Here is a 15,825-nt window from a genome sequence, read left to right as displayed (position 1 = left end):
ATGTGGGCCGCGCGAAAGCATACGAGCGGCCCATCGATATTCAACCGCCTGCCAACTGCTTTGCCGCTGCGCGCATATAGCCGGGGTTGAGGTCCGGCGCAAGATTGACAGGCGACGTCGAGAAGAACACGCCCACGACATCGCGAGCCGGATCGGTGTAAATGCCCTGATACAAGTTACCGTGCTTGAAAAGCGCTCCGTCTTCCCACACTGCATCCCACTGGTGCGAGTTGAAGATTGGCATATCATTACCAAAGCACATCTTTACCCACGAATGGTCGGTAAAATCACCCGCCAGGTAGGCCTCTTTGCTGCTGGCGGTCTGCATCTTGCGCAGCACATCCGGCGACACTACGGGCTCTGCCGAAACCTTGCGCCAGCTTGGCGTAAATATCAGCGCATAGCGCGCTAGGTCTTCAAGCGTGGAATTCAATAAACCATAGCCAATGGCCAAACCGGCAGGAGAAATATTGATCGCCAATGGCGACCGCGCGCCGATTTTCGACCAGATACGCTCGCCAAGATAGGCGGTGTAGGTTTGTCCGGTCACGCTTTCCACTGCTGCGCACAATACTTTGGTGATAACGGAGCTATAGCGCGCAACTTTGCCCGGCGACTCGCCTGCTATGGGGGCTACGTCGCGCAGCACCTCATATTCATCTTCCTTTACCCCATCCGCATTCGGGATCCCAAAATCAGCCGCCAGCATCCGTTGAAACACAGAATGGGGGTCCATCGTGGCCTTGGCATCCTCGGAGATATCGAGACCTGACGCCATGTTCATCGCATCGATGAGCGCGACCTTGTCCCACTCGGACCCTTTTAGCATAGCCGCAAAATCAGTAACTGGCTTGGATGTGTCGACCTTGCCTTCAAGCTCTAGCATCGTAAGCAGAGTGCCCACGGCCGACTTAGCGACTGAAGCCCAGATGTGCATCTGTTCAGGATGCATGCCCGGAAAGGCTTCGTAGACGACCTCGCCTTTGTGCAGGATCATCACGCCTTGAAGCCTCGTGTCAAAATCCGCGATGTGGTCATCCAAGGTTGCACTTTCACTGCCGTCACCCAGCATGTAGGTTAAGTCCCCCAGCGATGGGTTTGGTCGACGAGCTAGTTCACTGACCGGACCTTTGGAATAGGTAAAGGCAGCCGGCACGAATTCGGTCATGTTTGTGGTGTAATACAGCGCGTGGTCGCCACCCAACTGCATGTGCGTGTTGCTAAAGTTTTTTCGGGCTGCGGCGACGAACTCGAGGTCGAACCCATCGTGTACGGCACCTACTGGCAGCGTTACTTTAGCGCCTGGTACGCTCATTGGATCGTCTGGTGCATGAACAATACGATGGCCTAAGGGCAGAAAAATACCAGAAATCTCTGACAGAGGCGTTCGTGGTTTCATTTCAGTTTTTCCTTTTCACAGTGCTTTAGTTTTGTTCAGTCAAAAAGCCCCGACGTCGCGATGGGCCTCAGGTATTGCATGATCGAATCGTCCGCCGCGTTCACCGAAAAATGCACGATAACCAAATCGCGAGACGACGACGCATAGATTGCCTGCCGTTGGAAGCCAGCCTTGAACATGTCGCCGTCCGGCCAGAGTGATTGTGCCGAAATTCTTGGGTTCAGTCGCGATTTTACCGATTTCCGGGTTGATGGGCTTCGGCAGGGCAGCTGGTGGCAACGGGTTCGGGGCGGGACCACTGGTCATAATTGCTTACTCCTATTGAAAAATCAGATCGGAGGAGGCAGAATCTTCTCACCTTTTTGGCTATTCACAATTCGGCTGGGTTGAGCACTGATCCGCCGCGCAACCACGCCAGTTCTTTTGATGGATTGAAACAGTCCGAAACCTCTCCCGTTGCTCGAATGTCCTTCTTAAGATCGAACATTACGACCGGCGCTCCGTCGCTCAGGTTGAGCTTGTGCAAATCTATCCAAGCGACTGTCGGATTCTGAGTGAACTCGAAATAATACCTTCCATTGGTCAGATCACTGATCGTGCGCCAGCGGGTGGGAGAGACGTTGGGCCGGGTTGGATCACTAATACCCCAAGGCGTTGACATGTTCCGAATGACGGCCAGTACATTTGCGACAGCCTCATGGTAGTCAGCCGGCTCCTCAGGCAGCGCACTGAGATAATAGGCGCCGCGCACAAAACGTTCGTCGGCCTGCGAGCCGCCCGGAAGCGGTTGATCCCCGCCAAGACCAACATACTTCTTCATGTTTTCAAGCTGTTGTTCGTAAGGTGGCGAGTTCGTCATGATTGTAACATCACGGCCTTTGTGAACGCTGAACTTTCCGTCCAACACCTCGATTACCGCCGAGTTGCCGGTCTTGTCGGCAATTGAGTAGTGGAAGGGTGACTGCACCTTGTCATCAAAATGCATCATGTAGATCGGCACGATCTGAATGCTGTCTAGCGCAGCGAGCACTTCGTCCACCGTCGCGAAGTTGTCGAGCATCCATTGCGCAAAAATCGAAACTGACAGACCGCCCTTTGAGGTATCGCGAGGGCCAAAGTCCGACTCCGCGAGATACAACAGGTTGGCGTTCAATCCCGCTTCGTTCATGCCATCAGTAATTGCCGCGCCGTAGCAGGCCCCGACGATACTTCCGTACTTCGATGTCCAGGTCTCAGGATTGTCGTCTACCGCGCCCTCACGCTTCATCCCTTTGGGAAACGCGTAAACTTTGGTTTGCAAGCTCTCGAACCAATCCTCATTCCGGCCTACCAGCATTGGTTGGCCATCCTTGTTGAAAAAAATGCGCGAACACATGGTCTTCACCCTTTCTCATACTCTACTGATGATCTTGGCCTGACTGTCGCTTCAAAACTTTGAAGGTTACCTAGGCAGCGGATTACCGTTGATTGCCCGAACGATAGCACGCGCCATGCCTTCTTCCTGGTTTTCCCCATCACTGGTGCTGAAGAATGCCACGACGGTGTCGGTCTCGGGTGAGATGTAAATCCCCTGCCCGCCCACTCCGGCCTTGAACAGGTCGCCGTCTGAAAAGACAGCATCCCACTGGTAACGGTTAGAGATCGCGCCGGCATCATCCCAGAAGGTGATGCTGTTCTTCTTGCCGATCCAGCCCTTGTCGTACATGTCGAGATACGTCCGGTCATAGATCTTGGCCATGACCGCGTCAGGGATCAGTTGCTCACCAGCCAGCTTTGTACAGCTTGGCGAAAAGGCCATGCCGAACCTGGCCAGATCGCGCAGCGTAGAGTTCATGCCAAAAAATCCGAGTGTATTTCCGGTCGGGCTGACCACGTAAAAAGCGTCATGCTCCATGCCAAGCTTAGACCACAACCGTTCTGAGAACTGCGCGTAGAGCGGTTTGTCGGCGATCCGCTCATTAATCCGGTTCATGACAAAGGTGTCGATGGAGTTGTATTCAAACTTCTGATGCGGTGGAGAATGCCGCTCCATATCGCGCAAGACATCAACCCATGTTTCATTGCGACCGCGCACATCAGGCAACATGCCGACCGCGCTCGTCGCCGCCCAGCGAAACCAGATTTGGTCAGGATCGGTGCGCGAGTTTGGCTCCGGCTCATCGTGCTCTGTGCCGTTGAGGCCCGTGGCCATGTCCATGGCTTCGACGACTTTCACCGTGTCCCATACCGATCCTTGCAATTCTGTCAGGTAGGAACTGACCGGCGCGTCCACATCGACATTCCCCTCATGTTCATGCATCGCCATCATGGTTGACCCGGTGACTTTGGTCACGGACATCCACAGATGCTTCTCATGCGGTTTCATCGTGCGATAGCGTTCGTAAACGATCTCACCACCTTTCACGACCATCATGGCGTCGATTGGTTTGGTGGCAAAATGTTCATCCACGCTGACCCAGTCACCATGCTTGTTCCGGTATTCGATATTCCCGATTGACGGGTCGACTGCGTAGGGCAGGTCGACCACGGGTCCACCGCGCATCACCTGCGCCGTTGGTCTGATTTTTGAGAAGTTCACATAAGAGTACTGCGTTTCCGGTGATGGAAACTGAACCTTGACCATGTTCTCAGGCGCGTTCAGGTAGGCGCTGATTTCAAGCACCCGGTCAAGCGGTACGTTTGTACTGATATCTTCGGGTTTCGCGAGGATAGGTCCATTGGTAGATGTATTCGCCACTTTTTTGCTCCCAACTGTAATGAAACTTCCGTTTGTCCAATATCACAATGAAATCAAACAAGATCATGAATCGAGATAGATGCAACTGTTTTCTGGTCAAACTTTTGGATTATTCGCTTGGGCCCCTATCTTGACCAGAGGTGCCTTACCAAAGACGTGGAAAGTAACCTTCCCCCGGTCTTTCGCGTGATGGGATACAGCCCGCCAGACCGGATCAAAGTCAGTGAATTCCTTGGTATCGAGGCGGAAGCCTAAAGTTACCCCTGAAGCTTGCGAGTCGCCGTTGAAAAAAGCTGCCCACAAGTAGGCACTTCGACAGATTTTTCTTTTTTCGCACCTTCACCAGTCGAGAGATGCACGTGCACCTCGCGACCTGTTTGATCAACAGCAAGACAATACACAATCGATTGAGGAACCGATCCAGTGGCGGCAAGAAGTCTTTTCAGGGCACTATGGCCAGAATGACGAGTCCGACGACGATAAATGTCAAGCTGGATACAGCGCCGGGTAAGCCAAAGGCAACAGCCGGTGCGGAACTCTTGGCATCCTTGCAGACCTCAGCGATTGCGACGCCTGTCATAACGCCAGTCGTGGCACCGGCGTTCTCAGCAACGTTCAACCTCATGATGAAGTGCCCGAAGAAGAAACAAGAAATCGTGCAAACCGTCGTCACAAATGCTCCGGCAATCAGAAGGTTTACCCCAAAAGCCTGCATGGTCGAAATCAACGAACCACCTGCGCCAATTGCGACAGCCGCGATAAAGAGTGACAACCCTAGGTCAGAGAGCGCCGTTGCCGCGGGTGCGGATACCGACCCCATGCTGGGGCTGCGGGTCCTCAACCAACCGAGAATAGCCCCGCCAAACATGGCACCCATTGCGGACCCCCCGAGGGGTGGGATTTCAATCCCGGCTACGGTCACTGTAATCGTACCCAAGGCTGCAAATACGGCGATGAAAAACGAAGTATTCATCAAATCAGTCGTCATCTGGTTTGTGACCTCGTAACCGACTTCGTCGGCAAATATCGACACACACCGTGCTGAACCAAACACAAACAGCACGTCCCCAGCGATCAGCTCAAAATCCTCGTCGTCTATTGGCATTTCTGTACCAAGCCGCACTACGCGCTCCAGGCTGATGCCATACCCATGCTCGTTTAGCAGTTCCGAGAGTCTTCTGCCGACGTGTGCATTGTTGGTGAGAACGAGTTCTGCCGATGCCATATCCACGGCCAAAGCGTCAGTTTCCGCAACTTCCGGCCCCAGGGTCTCATTACCCCTCATGAGCAAATGGCTGGGCGCAAGGAAGGTCAGGATATCATCTTTCGCAAGGACCAGGTCATCAGTGACGTTCAAACGTTCTCCATTGCGAATTACCTGCTCAAGTGAAGGTAGAGCTCCTTCTTCTCGCCGCTTTTCAACGTTTTTGACAAGCTCGCCAGCTGTACTTCCGATGTACTTCGGTAATTCCAGCCTCCAGGCACGCACGGATGGCGCTATGCGCTTCTGGGGCACACTCCCGACTGCGTCAAGTTTCGCGGCTTCTTTAGCTATGTCTGCTCCCACAAGCGTTGGGCACAACTTAATAAGGATAATTAGTCCAAATGTGCCATACAGATAAGTGATGGCGTAGGCGCTGGCGAGGATGTTGCCCGCATCTGACGGCGCCAAACCCTCTGGAAGCTGGACCGATCCGGAAAACACGGCGCCTTGAGCGGCAGCTAGGACCGCAGATGTTGTGACCGCGCCGGCAGTCAGCCCACCGGCGACAATGTTGTTCAAGCCAAACACCAAAGCCATGAGATAAACCGAGACCCCAGCGACCACGGCAGTAAAAACGCACATTACCAAGTATTTGAAAGCCGACTTACTTGTTAAGACACGCACCAGGCCAGGTCCAACCATCGTTCCCAAAACAAAAAGGTAAATTGTAAACGTCAACCCTTTGATTATTTCCGGAACTTCGATTTGTGCCAATCCGATAACCAACCCGACAATCAGTATTCCTGTAGTTGGTCCAAGCCCGATACCGGCAATCTTCAGCTTGCCGACCAGATACCCCAATCCGATGACAACAAAGAGAAGAATGACAACATTTTCTCGAGCAAAAGAAATCAAAGCTTCCACGCGTCTCTCCCGATCAGGCTAGTTCTTCAACTGCAATATTGCGGCACACTAATCGATGTCCAAGGCCAAGTATTCTGTCTCAAACACCACCGTCTCTGGCTGCTTTAGGCAAGTTATTCAACAAAATATGACTTGTCATCAAGCGTTTTCAACAGCTTCACAATGTAGGCGACCAATCTGTGACACGCGGCTGTCACACAGGGCAAGGCTAGCCAAGGAGGAGAGTGAACGCGCCATTTCAGCCTGTTTAGGATTGCAATTGGAAAACTCATAAGATCAAAATACATTTCGATTTATGCATTCCAACGATCCCATCAAACGATGCCCTGACCATGGATTTCTTGCGCCTTAAATCTGCTATCAAATTAGCGTTGGCTTTGGTGCTTGCGTATTGGATAGCCTTGTCGATGGATTGGGCCAAGCCTTACTGGGCCGGTCTCTCAATAGTTGCATGTTCGTTGACAACATTTGGCGAGTCCTTTCACAAAGGACTACTCCGGCTGGGTGGCACGTTCTTGGCAATTGTCGTTGCGATTGCTCTGCTGTCGCTGTTCCCGCAGGATCGTTGGCTATTTATCGCAGCACTCAGTTTATGGCTGGCATTCTGTTGTTTCAATATGTTCCGAACGTCTCGCTCATACTTCTGGATGACTGCCGGATTTGTGGTGCCCATATTGGTCATTGGAGGCGGCGAAAACCCGGTCAATGATTTTACTGTTGTGGTTCTTCGCGCTCAGCAAACCGTTCTTGGTATTGTGTGCTTCAGTGTCGTCTACTCACTGCTATGGCCCCACAGCAGTCGGGAACAGTTCGAAGAAGAAGTACGCAAAGCACTTGCTTTGAAACGACGTCTTCTCATGGCGACCTTGGACATCTTGTCTGGAAATGAGCGCAAGGAAGACCTGCCAAAGCTCCGGATGCAGATTGCTCAATTGCACTCAACCGTCGAGAGGCTTTTAGATGCCGCAATTATTGATAGTTATGATGTCTGGGATAGACGCATTGTCTGGCGGCAATTCGTGGCAAATATGGAATCACTGGACCGAGAGCTTCAGCGCCTATATTTAAACGCAAGAGACTTGGAGGACTCCCGTGACACAGCCCAAGTCCAATCGCTTTGTTCCGCGATACTGAGTACCGAGCAATATCTTGTTGAAGCGGAGAAAACTCTGTCCGGAACAGCATCGCAAGTTGGGGATCACACCGAAAACCAGGTTAACCAAGAAATGGTCAACAGCGGGCTAGGACACTTCCAACTTGCTGCCATGACTGCTACCGGCCACAATGTCCAACGGTCGCTAGAATACAGTCAGTCTTTGTCAGGATTGATGGCCGACATCAAAGATGCAAGCCGGAAGGCAAACACCCGGTATTTGGCCTCATCCCAACAACCTAAACCCACATCCGAATTCCTAGATCGGGATATGTGGAGCGCTCTAATCCGTGTTCAGGTAATATTTCTTGCGACAGTGGCATGTGTCCTGTTTGTTCCAGGCTTTCCCAATCCGGCTCTTGTAATCTGCATAGGCGTTTCTCTCGCTCTGAACCTTGTGTTCCATCCGCAGGCGTCTGTCTCCATCGCGCTGCCTTTCGCAGCGATTCTACTGTTGATCGTTGGAACTGTTCACCTTCTTCTATTACCGCTATTGGCCACATTCTGGCAGTTGGCCTTGTTAATCTTCGGCACCACAGTCCTGGTGGCTTACTTAACTTCCCGCCCAGAACAAATGATTGTTCGAAGTTTTTTCCTGAACTTGTTTCTGGTCGGCCTTCAGATCGATAATCAGCAGCAATACAGTTTCCTCTTCTTTGCAACCATGTTCATCGGTTTGTTCTGTGTAATTGTGATCATCGAATGCACTCGTTTTTTCCCGGTTTCTTTAAGGCCGGAAATCCGTGTGGAAGCTCTGATAAAGCGTTTCTTTTCTAGCGCGGATTATATGGTCCGACACAGCCTTACCGACCAAAGTGAGCAACCAAACTGGTTTAATCGGATGCGCCTTTCGCTACATGTCAGCGAGATAGATAGCATTCCGACCAAACTTGTTCCTTGGCTATCTGCATTGTCGGAACCAGCACTGGGCAATACCAAAAGGACGGATGCGCTTCAAATCGCGGCAAGTTTGGAAGCGCTGAGCAGCAAGCTAATTGAATTTGCCGCAACCCGAAGACTGTCACAGGCAGCTTCACTGAGAGAAGGCGGTGGCGCAGCAATGAAGCAGTGGCGCTTGGCCGTTGCGGATGTAATGTTGGATATTGAACGCGACCCAGGGGGGATTGACCCTGAATATCTGAAAAACAGGCTTCAAAGCGCTACTGTAGCCCTTGAGAAGACTGTAGAAGTCTTAATTAACAAAGAGCCTAGTTCAAATTTGAATACCGCTGACTACGAAAACATGTATCGTCTTCTTGGCGCGTATCGCGGTCTTGCGGAGGGTGTTTTGGGGTACACCGGCCGAGCAGCATTCGTTGACTGGCCCGCACTACGAGAGTCCCGTTTCTGAAGTCGAGGAAAAAATGCTACCAGTTCCAAGCGAATTCGACTTTTTTGGCGTCTACCTCTCACCACTTTTCGTATCTTCCCTACTGGCAGTCGTTCTAACTATGATGACGGCGCGTGTTTTGAACCGTTTCCGAATGTCGCGTTTCATCTCTCATCCGGCGTTGGTTTTTGTTGCACTTGTAGCAATCTATACGTCCGTCATCGGAACCTTTCTTATCCCGGCTTAGTCAAATGAACCGAAACATCAAGTTGATCGTCACAGTTGCAATCGTACTCGTCGCTTTGGGCGCCGTGTTCTTGAAATATGCCAATTACGTGTCCAACCCGTGGACGCGCAACGGGCAGGTCCGCGCAAATGTTCTGGAAGTTGCACCGCGCGTTTCCGGGCCAATTGTCAACCTTCCGATACGAGACAACCAGTTTGTAAAGGCTGGGGATCTTCTCTTCGAAATCGATCCTCGCACTTTCGAAGCAGCACTGTCGCAAGCACAAGCGAGATTCGACAAAACCGTCGAAGATCTGGCTTCTTTGGATAAGCAAATTGAGGCCGCCCGTGCGAGTGTTCAGCAATATGAATCGTCTATCCAACAAGCCGAGTCTCAATTGTCATCCGCAAAAGCCCAGCAGACAGAGGCACAACGTCAATTTGACCGGGCCTCTGTTTTGGTAAGCGATGGTCGAATCCCCGAGTCACAATTCGACGAATTACAAAGAGATTTGGACGTTGCTCAAGCAAACACCGCCAGAGCACAGGGCGGAGTGGTTCAGGCCAAAGCCGCGCTCGCCCAAGCGCAAGCTTCGCTGGAGGGCTCAATTGCAAGCCGCGGCGTAACTGGTGAGGAAAACTCAAGCCTCCGCGAGGCCAAAGCTGCTCTAGAAGCTGCGCGCCTCAACCTTGAATTTACTAAAGTACATGCCTCGGTTGACGGATATGTGGCAAATCTGACATTGCGTCTCGGCAGCCAGGCTGTCGCTAATCAACCGATCCTTGCACTCATTGATGCCCAAAGCTTTTGGGTCGACGCTTATTTCCGCGAAAACTATGTGGGCGATATATCCCCTGGTAACCGCGCCGCCATAACGCTCATGTCTAACCCCGATATCGTAATTCCTGGGGTGGTGGATAGCATCGGGCGAGGAATCGCAAAAAGTGATGGGAGTGTTGGGGTCAATCTCTTGCCAAATGTGAGTCCAACGTTTGAATGGATCCGACTGGCACAGCGTATTCCGGTAAGAGTAGAAATTGACCAACTCGCCGAGGGAGTCGAATTGCTTGTAGGCACAACGGCGTCGGTTCTCGTCATGATTGGCACCGATCCAACGGAAACAGATGAAGCCCTACCACCGCCGGCACCGACAATTCTACAATAGTCACGCATAGCCAACGACGCTCTTTGCTCTGCTACTAAGCTTGTTGAGTCGCCCCAACGGTTGCCTTCTGCTCTTCCGGCAAATGCTCGGCCTCATCCAAACCCGGGATCGCAACGCGCACCTCGCGGCGGGCGAAGTCGATGCCGTTTTCCTTGAACGCAGCCTTTACCCGGTTGAATATTTCCTTGCGCAGGGTGAACTGCTTGCCCGGCTTGGCCATGAACTTGCCGCGGATGATCATGCCGACATCGTCAAAGTCGAACACGCCTTGCGACTTGAACGGCTGCAGGAAGCCATCCTTGTGGGTCTCGTCCTCCATCATCTCGGCACCGATTTTCTTGAAGATCTTCTTTACCTTGTTGGGATCGGTGTCGAAGGGCACGGTGAATTTCAGCTTCATGATGACCCAGTCGCGGCTGTAATTGGTCAGCTTCTGAATCTCACCATAAGGGATGGTGTGAACAGGTCCGCGATGGTGGCGCAGCTGCATCGACCGGATCGAGATTTTCTCGACCGTCCCCGTGGTGCCGCCAACATCGACATACTCGCCTACGCGGAACGCATCGTCGATGAGGAAGAAGATGCCGCCAACGATGTCCGAGACCAGTTTCTGAGCGCCGAAACCGATGGCCAGGCCCAGGATGCCTGCACCAGCCAGCAGCGGTGTGATGTCCAGGCCCAAGGCCCCCAATGCAAGCAGCACGAAGATCACAGAGATAGCAACCTGAGCGGTGACCCGCAGCAGCGGCAGAACCGTGGCGAGACGCGAGCCACCTGCGCCACCGCCTTCGCCAGCCTCTTCATCCGGGCTTTGATCCGCCGTCATCTCTTTTGCAAGACGACGGTTGATCCAAAGCGAGACGAGCTCATTCAGGATATAGCCAATCGCGATGATGATGAAGAATTGGATCAAGCGGCTGCCATCTTCTTCACGGCCCCCCGCAATTTCCTGCAGATCAAGGTTCCAGGCTTTGGCGATCATCAGGATCACCAGAATGCCCGCCAGCACCCGCCCAATGCGGATGTAGCTGCGTTTGGTCGATTTATAGGCTTGCTCGGCCACCGGACCTTCGCCCAGCATCGGGGGTTGCAGGTGACGCACCAGACCTCGGATCAAGGTGTCCAGCGCCGGGGCGATCAGCAGCCAGAACATGGTGGTGAAATGCGCACCTTGCAGCAGGATGGCCCGGATCGCGGGATCACGCTGTGCGGCCAGGAATTCAACCAGCAGCCAGATCACGGCAGACACGGCAATCGCAAAGTAGGGGTAGTAATGCGCGATCTCTTCATCGAACTTGGTATGATCCGGGTCGGTGCCCAGCATCATCTGTGACAAACCTTCGCGCGCGGTCCAGGCGATAACGCCGATATAGATGTGGATCGCGGCATTGAGCCAGAAGCCAATGCGTGTTTCACCGCCGGTGATGCCGTTCAGCCGGTTAAAGTGCAGCAGGAACAGCGTAAACCCAATCAGGATCAACAGGCCGATCAGGTTGCGATGCAGGTATTTCGCCCAGTGATCGTCGATGTTGACCAGGCGGTATTCCGGCTTGTTCGGGGCAAGAATAAACCGCGACGCCGCCGCACCCAAACGGGGAATCCAGATGAGGTAGAACACAAACGGCGCGGCGTAGATGACCTGTTCAGGCGCCAAAAGTCCGCGACCGATGGCTCTGATAACGACATAGAAGACCACCAGGCCTGCGATCTCGTGGCAAAAACGGATAAACAGGTACCTTGCAGCGCCCCACAGATCGTTTTCGTCTGCGACACTGACCTTGGCGTGCCAATTTCGCGTCAGCAGGCCGAACAGCTTTTCAGCAATGAAACCAACGACAAGAACGCTGAAAATCAGACCTACAAGCAACAAGGCGCCATTACCGCCGAATTTCGTTATGAAGTTGTCTGCCGCTTGTGCCTGAGCGCTGAAAATATTGGGGATCGTAACAACGACATGGGTCCAAGACGCCACCATCTCGGCCCAGATTTCGTTGATTTCCGTGATCGGATCTTCCCGTTCCTCGGCGGCTGCTGCGTTTTGTTCAGCGAAGGCATCCAGCCGCTCCAACAGGATGGAACGGACCTGATCATCAGACATGCGTGCAACCAGATCGTCGACTTGCTCGGGCGTCAGGTCTTCGGGAATTGAGACCGCCGCGGGTGAATCCGTTGATGACGTGGTCGGAACCTGCGCGTGCAGCGGCCCGACCAAAAGCAAGAAGCCAATCAGGGTAACACTAGAGAATAGCCGAAACATATGCCCCACTTTGCCTATGAGTTGAGATTGAAAAGCTGGCCGCATCTGGTCAGGCTTGAACACTCAGAACCTGACCAGATCGACGATCTTACGCTAAAGCATTCCAACGACTTGAAACGCTGCAATTGTTTCAGTGCAAGCCGCCACCGCGTTGGGCGTTTATTACAGTTTGCTCCAACGGGTTGTAGCCTTCGGGCACCGGGACGAGATTGACCTCTTCGGCGTATTCATCAAAGAACGCCTGCATTTCTGCGACGAGGTCCGGCATGTCTGCAGCCAGGTTGTTGATCTCGGACGGATCGGCGATGGTATCGTAGAGCTCCCATTCTCCTGTGCCTTTTGGCGGTGGATTTTGGGACAGCTTATAGCGCCCTTTGAACACAGCACTGGAACCGGCCAGCTCATAGCCGACTGGGTTGTCTTCGTCGCGTACCGTATCGAGCGCGCCTGTTAGGACCGGCACCATGCTGATCCCACTGGGTGGGTTGATCTCGCGACCGTTATAGGTCGTGCCTGGTGTCTCAACGCCTGCCAGCTCAAGCAGAGTTGGGACAACGTCCAGGACAAACGCGAAGCTTTCAACCTTCGTGCCTGCGGCCACCATTTCGGGGTAACGCACAATCAGTGGGACACGCAGGCCCCCTTCTGTCGAGAACGTTTTGTAATAACTGGCCGGTGTCGCTGCAGCTGCTGCCCAACTCGGACCGTAGTCCGCGTAGACACCTTTCTGTCCCATCGACGAAAAATCTCCTTGGTAATCCTCCATCCATACAGTGTCATAGTTGGCCTCATACCACTCACGATAGTCGGGTGAGAGCGTCAGTTGGTTAGGATCTGGGCCGTTATCAGACAGAAACAGGATGACGGTGTTGTCCAGTTCACCCTTTTCCTCGAGATAGGCGAAAATCTCTCCTATGTTTTCATCCATGTTGTCGAGCATGCCCGCATAGGTCTGCATCCGGCGGGCATGGAAAGCCTGCTCTTCGCCGGACAGCGCGTCCCAATCCTCAAGCCGCCAAGGGTCGTAGCTGGTTTTGTCCATTGCCGCATCGAGCGCTACGTCCTGAGAAACAACGCCAAGTTCCACTTGGCGCGCCAGCCGTTTATCACGTAAATCGGCAAACCCACTGTCATAGACACCGTCATATTTATCGATGTAGGGCTTTGGGGCCTGGTGGGGATAGTGCACCGCTTGATAGCCCACCCAAGCCAGGAATGGCTTTCCATCATCTATGTTGCTGTCGATATAGTCGATAATGGTGTCGGTGTAGTGCTCAGTCGAAAAATAGTCTTCAGTGGGCAAAGACACGAGTTCGTTGTCTTCGTAGTAGTGAACGCGCTCGTAGAAAGGCGCATAGGGCTGTTCAACCCAATTGTCCGCCCCACTTTCGCCTAGCATAAAGGAACGATCAAATCCACGCGCATAGGCGATGGTCTCCTCGTCATGCCCCAGATGCCATTTCCCGGCCATATAGGTGTGGTAGCCGGCATCGCGCAGCAACGTGGCAACCGTCACCACGCTGTCATTGAGGTGTCCTTCATACCCCGGCTTACCAAATTGGTTGTCGGCTTGGATCTCAAGCATGTTGCCCAGACCCGCCAGGTGGTTGTCTACCCCACTTATGAGCATGGTTCGCGTGGGCGAACAGGATGCGCCAACATGGAAGTTGGTGAACAACATTCCCTGAGCCGCGAGCTGGTCGATATTTGGTGTCTCAATTTCGCTGCCAAATGCACCAACGTCAGAGAAACCCATGTCGTCAGCGATCAAGATCAGGAAATTGGGGCGTGTATCTTCTTGCGCTGCCGCGGCAGAAAAGCCAAGCGCCGCCAAAGCGGAAAAAAGGGGAAGAAAACGTCTCATACTAAACTCACCGAAGTTGCTGTTTTAGCCGCGCTTGCAAAAGCGCAGTACAGCTTATCGTTGCGCATTAGAGCTTTCGTTGCGATAGCTTGCAGCCAAGGTTTCACTTTTCGGAACGAATGTATAAACTTTTGAAATCGAGTTTGCGGCCCCGGATTGTCGCTTGGAAAATCGTCACAGTATTCGTGGCCGCCGAAGGGCAACAAACATGATTGACACGAAATTGGCCGTTGCCGTGAAAGCTCTCGCGCGAGTGGGAGGATTTCGTGAAGCAGCCGCAGCTGCCGGGGTTTCGCCAGCCACATTGTCCCGTCGGATTTCGCAGGCGGAGGATTATGCAGGAAAACGTCTATTCGAACGCAGCCGAAACGGAACCACTCTGACTGATGCGGGTCAAAAATTTCTTCAACTTCTTTCCGATTTGGACACGGCGGGAAATGCCTTTGAACGCGGCGTCGCGGCTTTGCGCAACGAAGGTGGAGACCTTCTTGCAATTGGGTGTGGGCCACTCACGACGCGAACCATTATTTCCCCCAGCCTCGAAAAACTCCTTTCTGAGATGCCAGACCTGCGGGTCCGGATCGATGTGAGGGCCACCAAAGAGCCGCTCGAAGCTCTGCGCGGCGGCCGCATTGACATTGCCGTATGCGACCTTACCCATACACCGGACTTGAGTGACCTTGAGATCCAGGTAGCACACCGCCGGCCCGTTTCATTCTGGGCGCGACCAGAGCATCCTATTCACGCAGAAGCACCGATACCTTTAGACAAACTCTTTCGACAGCCTCTAATGGCACCGTTTTTGCATAAGCATTGGCGGGCAACGTTTGCAGAAATCCTTGGAGGTGATGACCAAGCTTGGGAGCTTGCGGAGCGACTCCCTCAGATCGAATGCGACGATTATGGGATCCTCATCGATTTGGCGTGCCGATGCGACATTGTTTGTGGCGGTATGACAGACGCGTTTGCGGAACATGCAAAACTTGATCGCCTTAAGCAGGTTGCTACTCAGACTGAAATTCAATGGAATATCTGTTTCGCGCGTCGAAGAAACCACCGCTTTGACTCTTTGGATGTGCTTTGGCGGATATTACGGACGGAATTCGGGGAGTGAATCGACTATCCAGATCGATATCTTTGAGACGGACTGCAAGAACCGCACCTTAGCGATCGCCTAACAGATTACACCAGCATGGCGCCAAGAGACGTGAAATTGCCTGGCTGACCGAAACCATGCAAGCTTCTTGTAAGATAAGTTGGAACCGTGCAAACCGCCTAGAACGATATGAGTTTCTATCTTACTAAGCCAAAATCATCTACAGACCTCATCGAAACCAGCGAAACAGTATTTTGAGATTGTTCAAACTCTTCAAAGCAAATCGAGACTGCAATCTGACACGGCTTCTTCCCGTCCGGCGTTTGGATCGTTCGCGCGAGCGTCCAGCCGGGATATCTGAGGCACCCCAATCCGCCATCTTGCTTGAATGTGAGGTCGGCAATTACAACGAAATTCTGAGGGCTCGTCAGGAGCAATTTTGTGAAACCCCTGGATGCTTCGGTGGTCCA

11 protein-coding genes are annotated in these 15,825 nt (G+C 52.9%); 4 read left to right on the top strand and 7 right to left on the bottom strand.

What is annotated here, in order from left to right; genetic code table 11:
• Positions 1-40: 40 nt before the first annotated feature.
• The 5 genes from ACR3E4_RS22105 to ACR3E4_RS22085 all read right to left on the bottom strand — a co-directional run bounded on the left by ACR3E4_RS22105 (position 41) and on the right by ACR3E4_RS22085 (position 6,264).
• Positions 41-1,399, bottom strand: coding sequence for a serine hydrolase domain-containing protein (locus ACR3E4_RS22105; RefSeq protein ID WP_170724469.1), 1,359 nt, complete (start codon positions 1,397-1,399; stop codon positions 41-43).
• Between the two features lie 35 nt (positions 1,400-1,434).
• On the bottom strand, positions 1,435-1,578 hold the full coding sequence (locus tag ACR3E4_RS22100; RefSeq protein ID WP_480535076.1) for a hypothetical protein: 144 nt from the start codon (positions 1,576-1,578) through the stop codon (positions 1,435-1,437).
• Between the two features lie 191 nt (positions 1,579-1,769).
• The gene (locus tag ACR3E4_RS22095) at positions 1,770-2,774 is read right to left on the bottom strand and encodes a linear amide C-N hydrolase (RefSeq protein ID WP_480535077.1); all 1,005 of its coding nucleotides are present in this window, start codon (positions 2,772-2,774) and stop codon (positions 1,770-1,772) included.
• A 66-nt stretch (positions 2,775-2,840) separates the two neighbouring features.
• Entirely contained in the window at positions 2,841-4,136 is a 1,296-nt protein-coding gene (locus ACR3E4_RS22090; protein ID WP_480535078.1) for a serine hydrolase domain-containing protein, read from the bottom strand.
• A 442-nt stretch (positions 4,137-4,578) separates the two neighbouring features.
• Positions 4,579-6,264, bottom strand: a complete 1,686-nt coding sequence (locus ACR3E4_RS22085) for an aspartate-alanine antiporter-like transporter (protein WP_480535079.1) — start codon at positions 6,262-6,264, stop codon at positions 4,579-4,581.
• Between the two features lie 332 nt (positions 6,265-6,596).
• Between ACR3E4_RS22085 and ACR3E4_RS22080 the strand changes: the two genes are divergently transcribed.
• From ACR3E4_RS22080 to ACR3E4_RS22070, 3 genes are read left to right on the top strand one after another with little or no spacing between them, the layout of a single operon-like run.
• Positions 6,597-8,768, top strand: coding sequence for an FUSC family protein (locus tag ACR3E4_RS22080; RefSeq protein WP_480535080.1), 2,172 nt, complete (start codon positions 6,597-6,599; stop codon positions 8,766-8,768).
• Positions 8,769-8,781: 13 nt separating this feature from the next.
• Entirely contained in the window at positions 8,782-8,994 is a 213-nt protein-coding gene (locus ACR3E4_RS22075; RefSeq protein ID WP_170782336.1) for a DUF1656 domain-containing protein, read from the top strand.
• Positions 8,995-8,998: 4 nt separating this feature from the next.
• On the top strand, positions 8,999-10,138 hold the full coding sequence (locus ACR3E4_RS22070; RefSeq protein WP_480535081.1) for an HlyD family secretion protein: 1,140 nt from the start codon (positions 8,999-9,001) through the stop codon (positions 10,136-10,138).
• 34 nt (positions 10,139-10,172) lie between these two features.
• On the opposite strand, the gene ACR3E4_RS22065 is transcribed toward ACR3E4_RS22070, so the two are convergent.
• Both ACR3E4_RS22065 and ACR3E4_RS22060 read right to left on the bottom strand, forming a co-directional pair.
• The gene (locus ACR3E4_RS22065) at positions 10,173-12,395 is read right to left on the bottom strand and encodes a mechanosensitive ion channel family protein (protein WP_480535082.1); all 2,223 of its coding nucleotides are present in this window, start codon (positions 12,393-12,395) and stop codon (positions 10,173-10,175) included.
• Between the two features lie 130 nt (positions 12,396-12,525).
• A complete protein-coding gene (locus tag ACR3E4_RS22060; protein ID WP_480535083.1) occupies positions 12,526-14,259 on the bottom strand; it encodes an arylsulfatase in 1,734 nt (577 codons plus the stop codon).
• A 208-nt stretch (positions 14,260-14,467) separates the two neighbouring features.
• Between ACR3E4_RS22060 and ACR3E4_RS22055 the strand changes: the two genes are divergently transcribed.
• Positions 14,468-15,373 carry a LysR family transcriptional regulator gene (locus ACR3E4_RS22055; RefSeq protein WP_480535084.1) on the top strand — a complete coding sequence of 302 codons (906 nt, stop codon included), beginning with the start codon at positions 14,468-14,470 and terminating at the stop codon, positions 15,371-15,373.
• The last annotated feature ends 452 nt before the right edge of the window (positions 15,374-15,825 follow it).

This window comes from Ruegeria sp. AP11 (assembly GCF_056535865.1).
The sequence above is the reverse complement of the archived record's forward strand: the minus strand, read 5'-3'. Positions and strand labels throughout refer to the sequence as shown.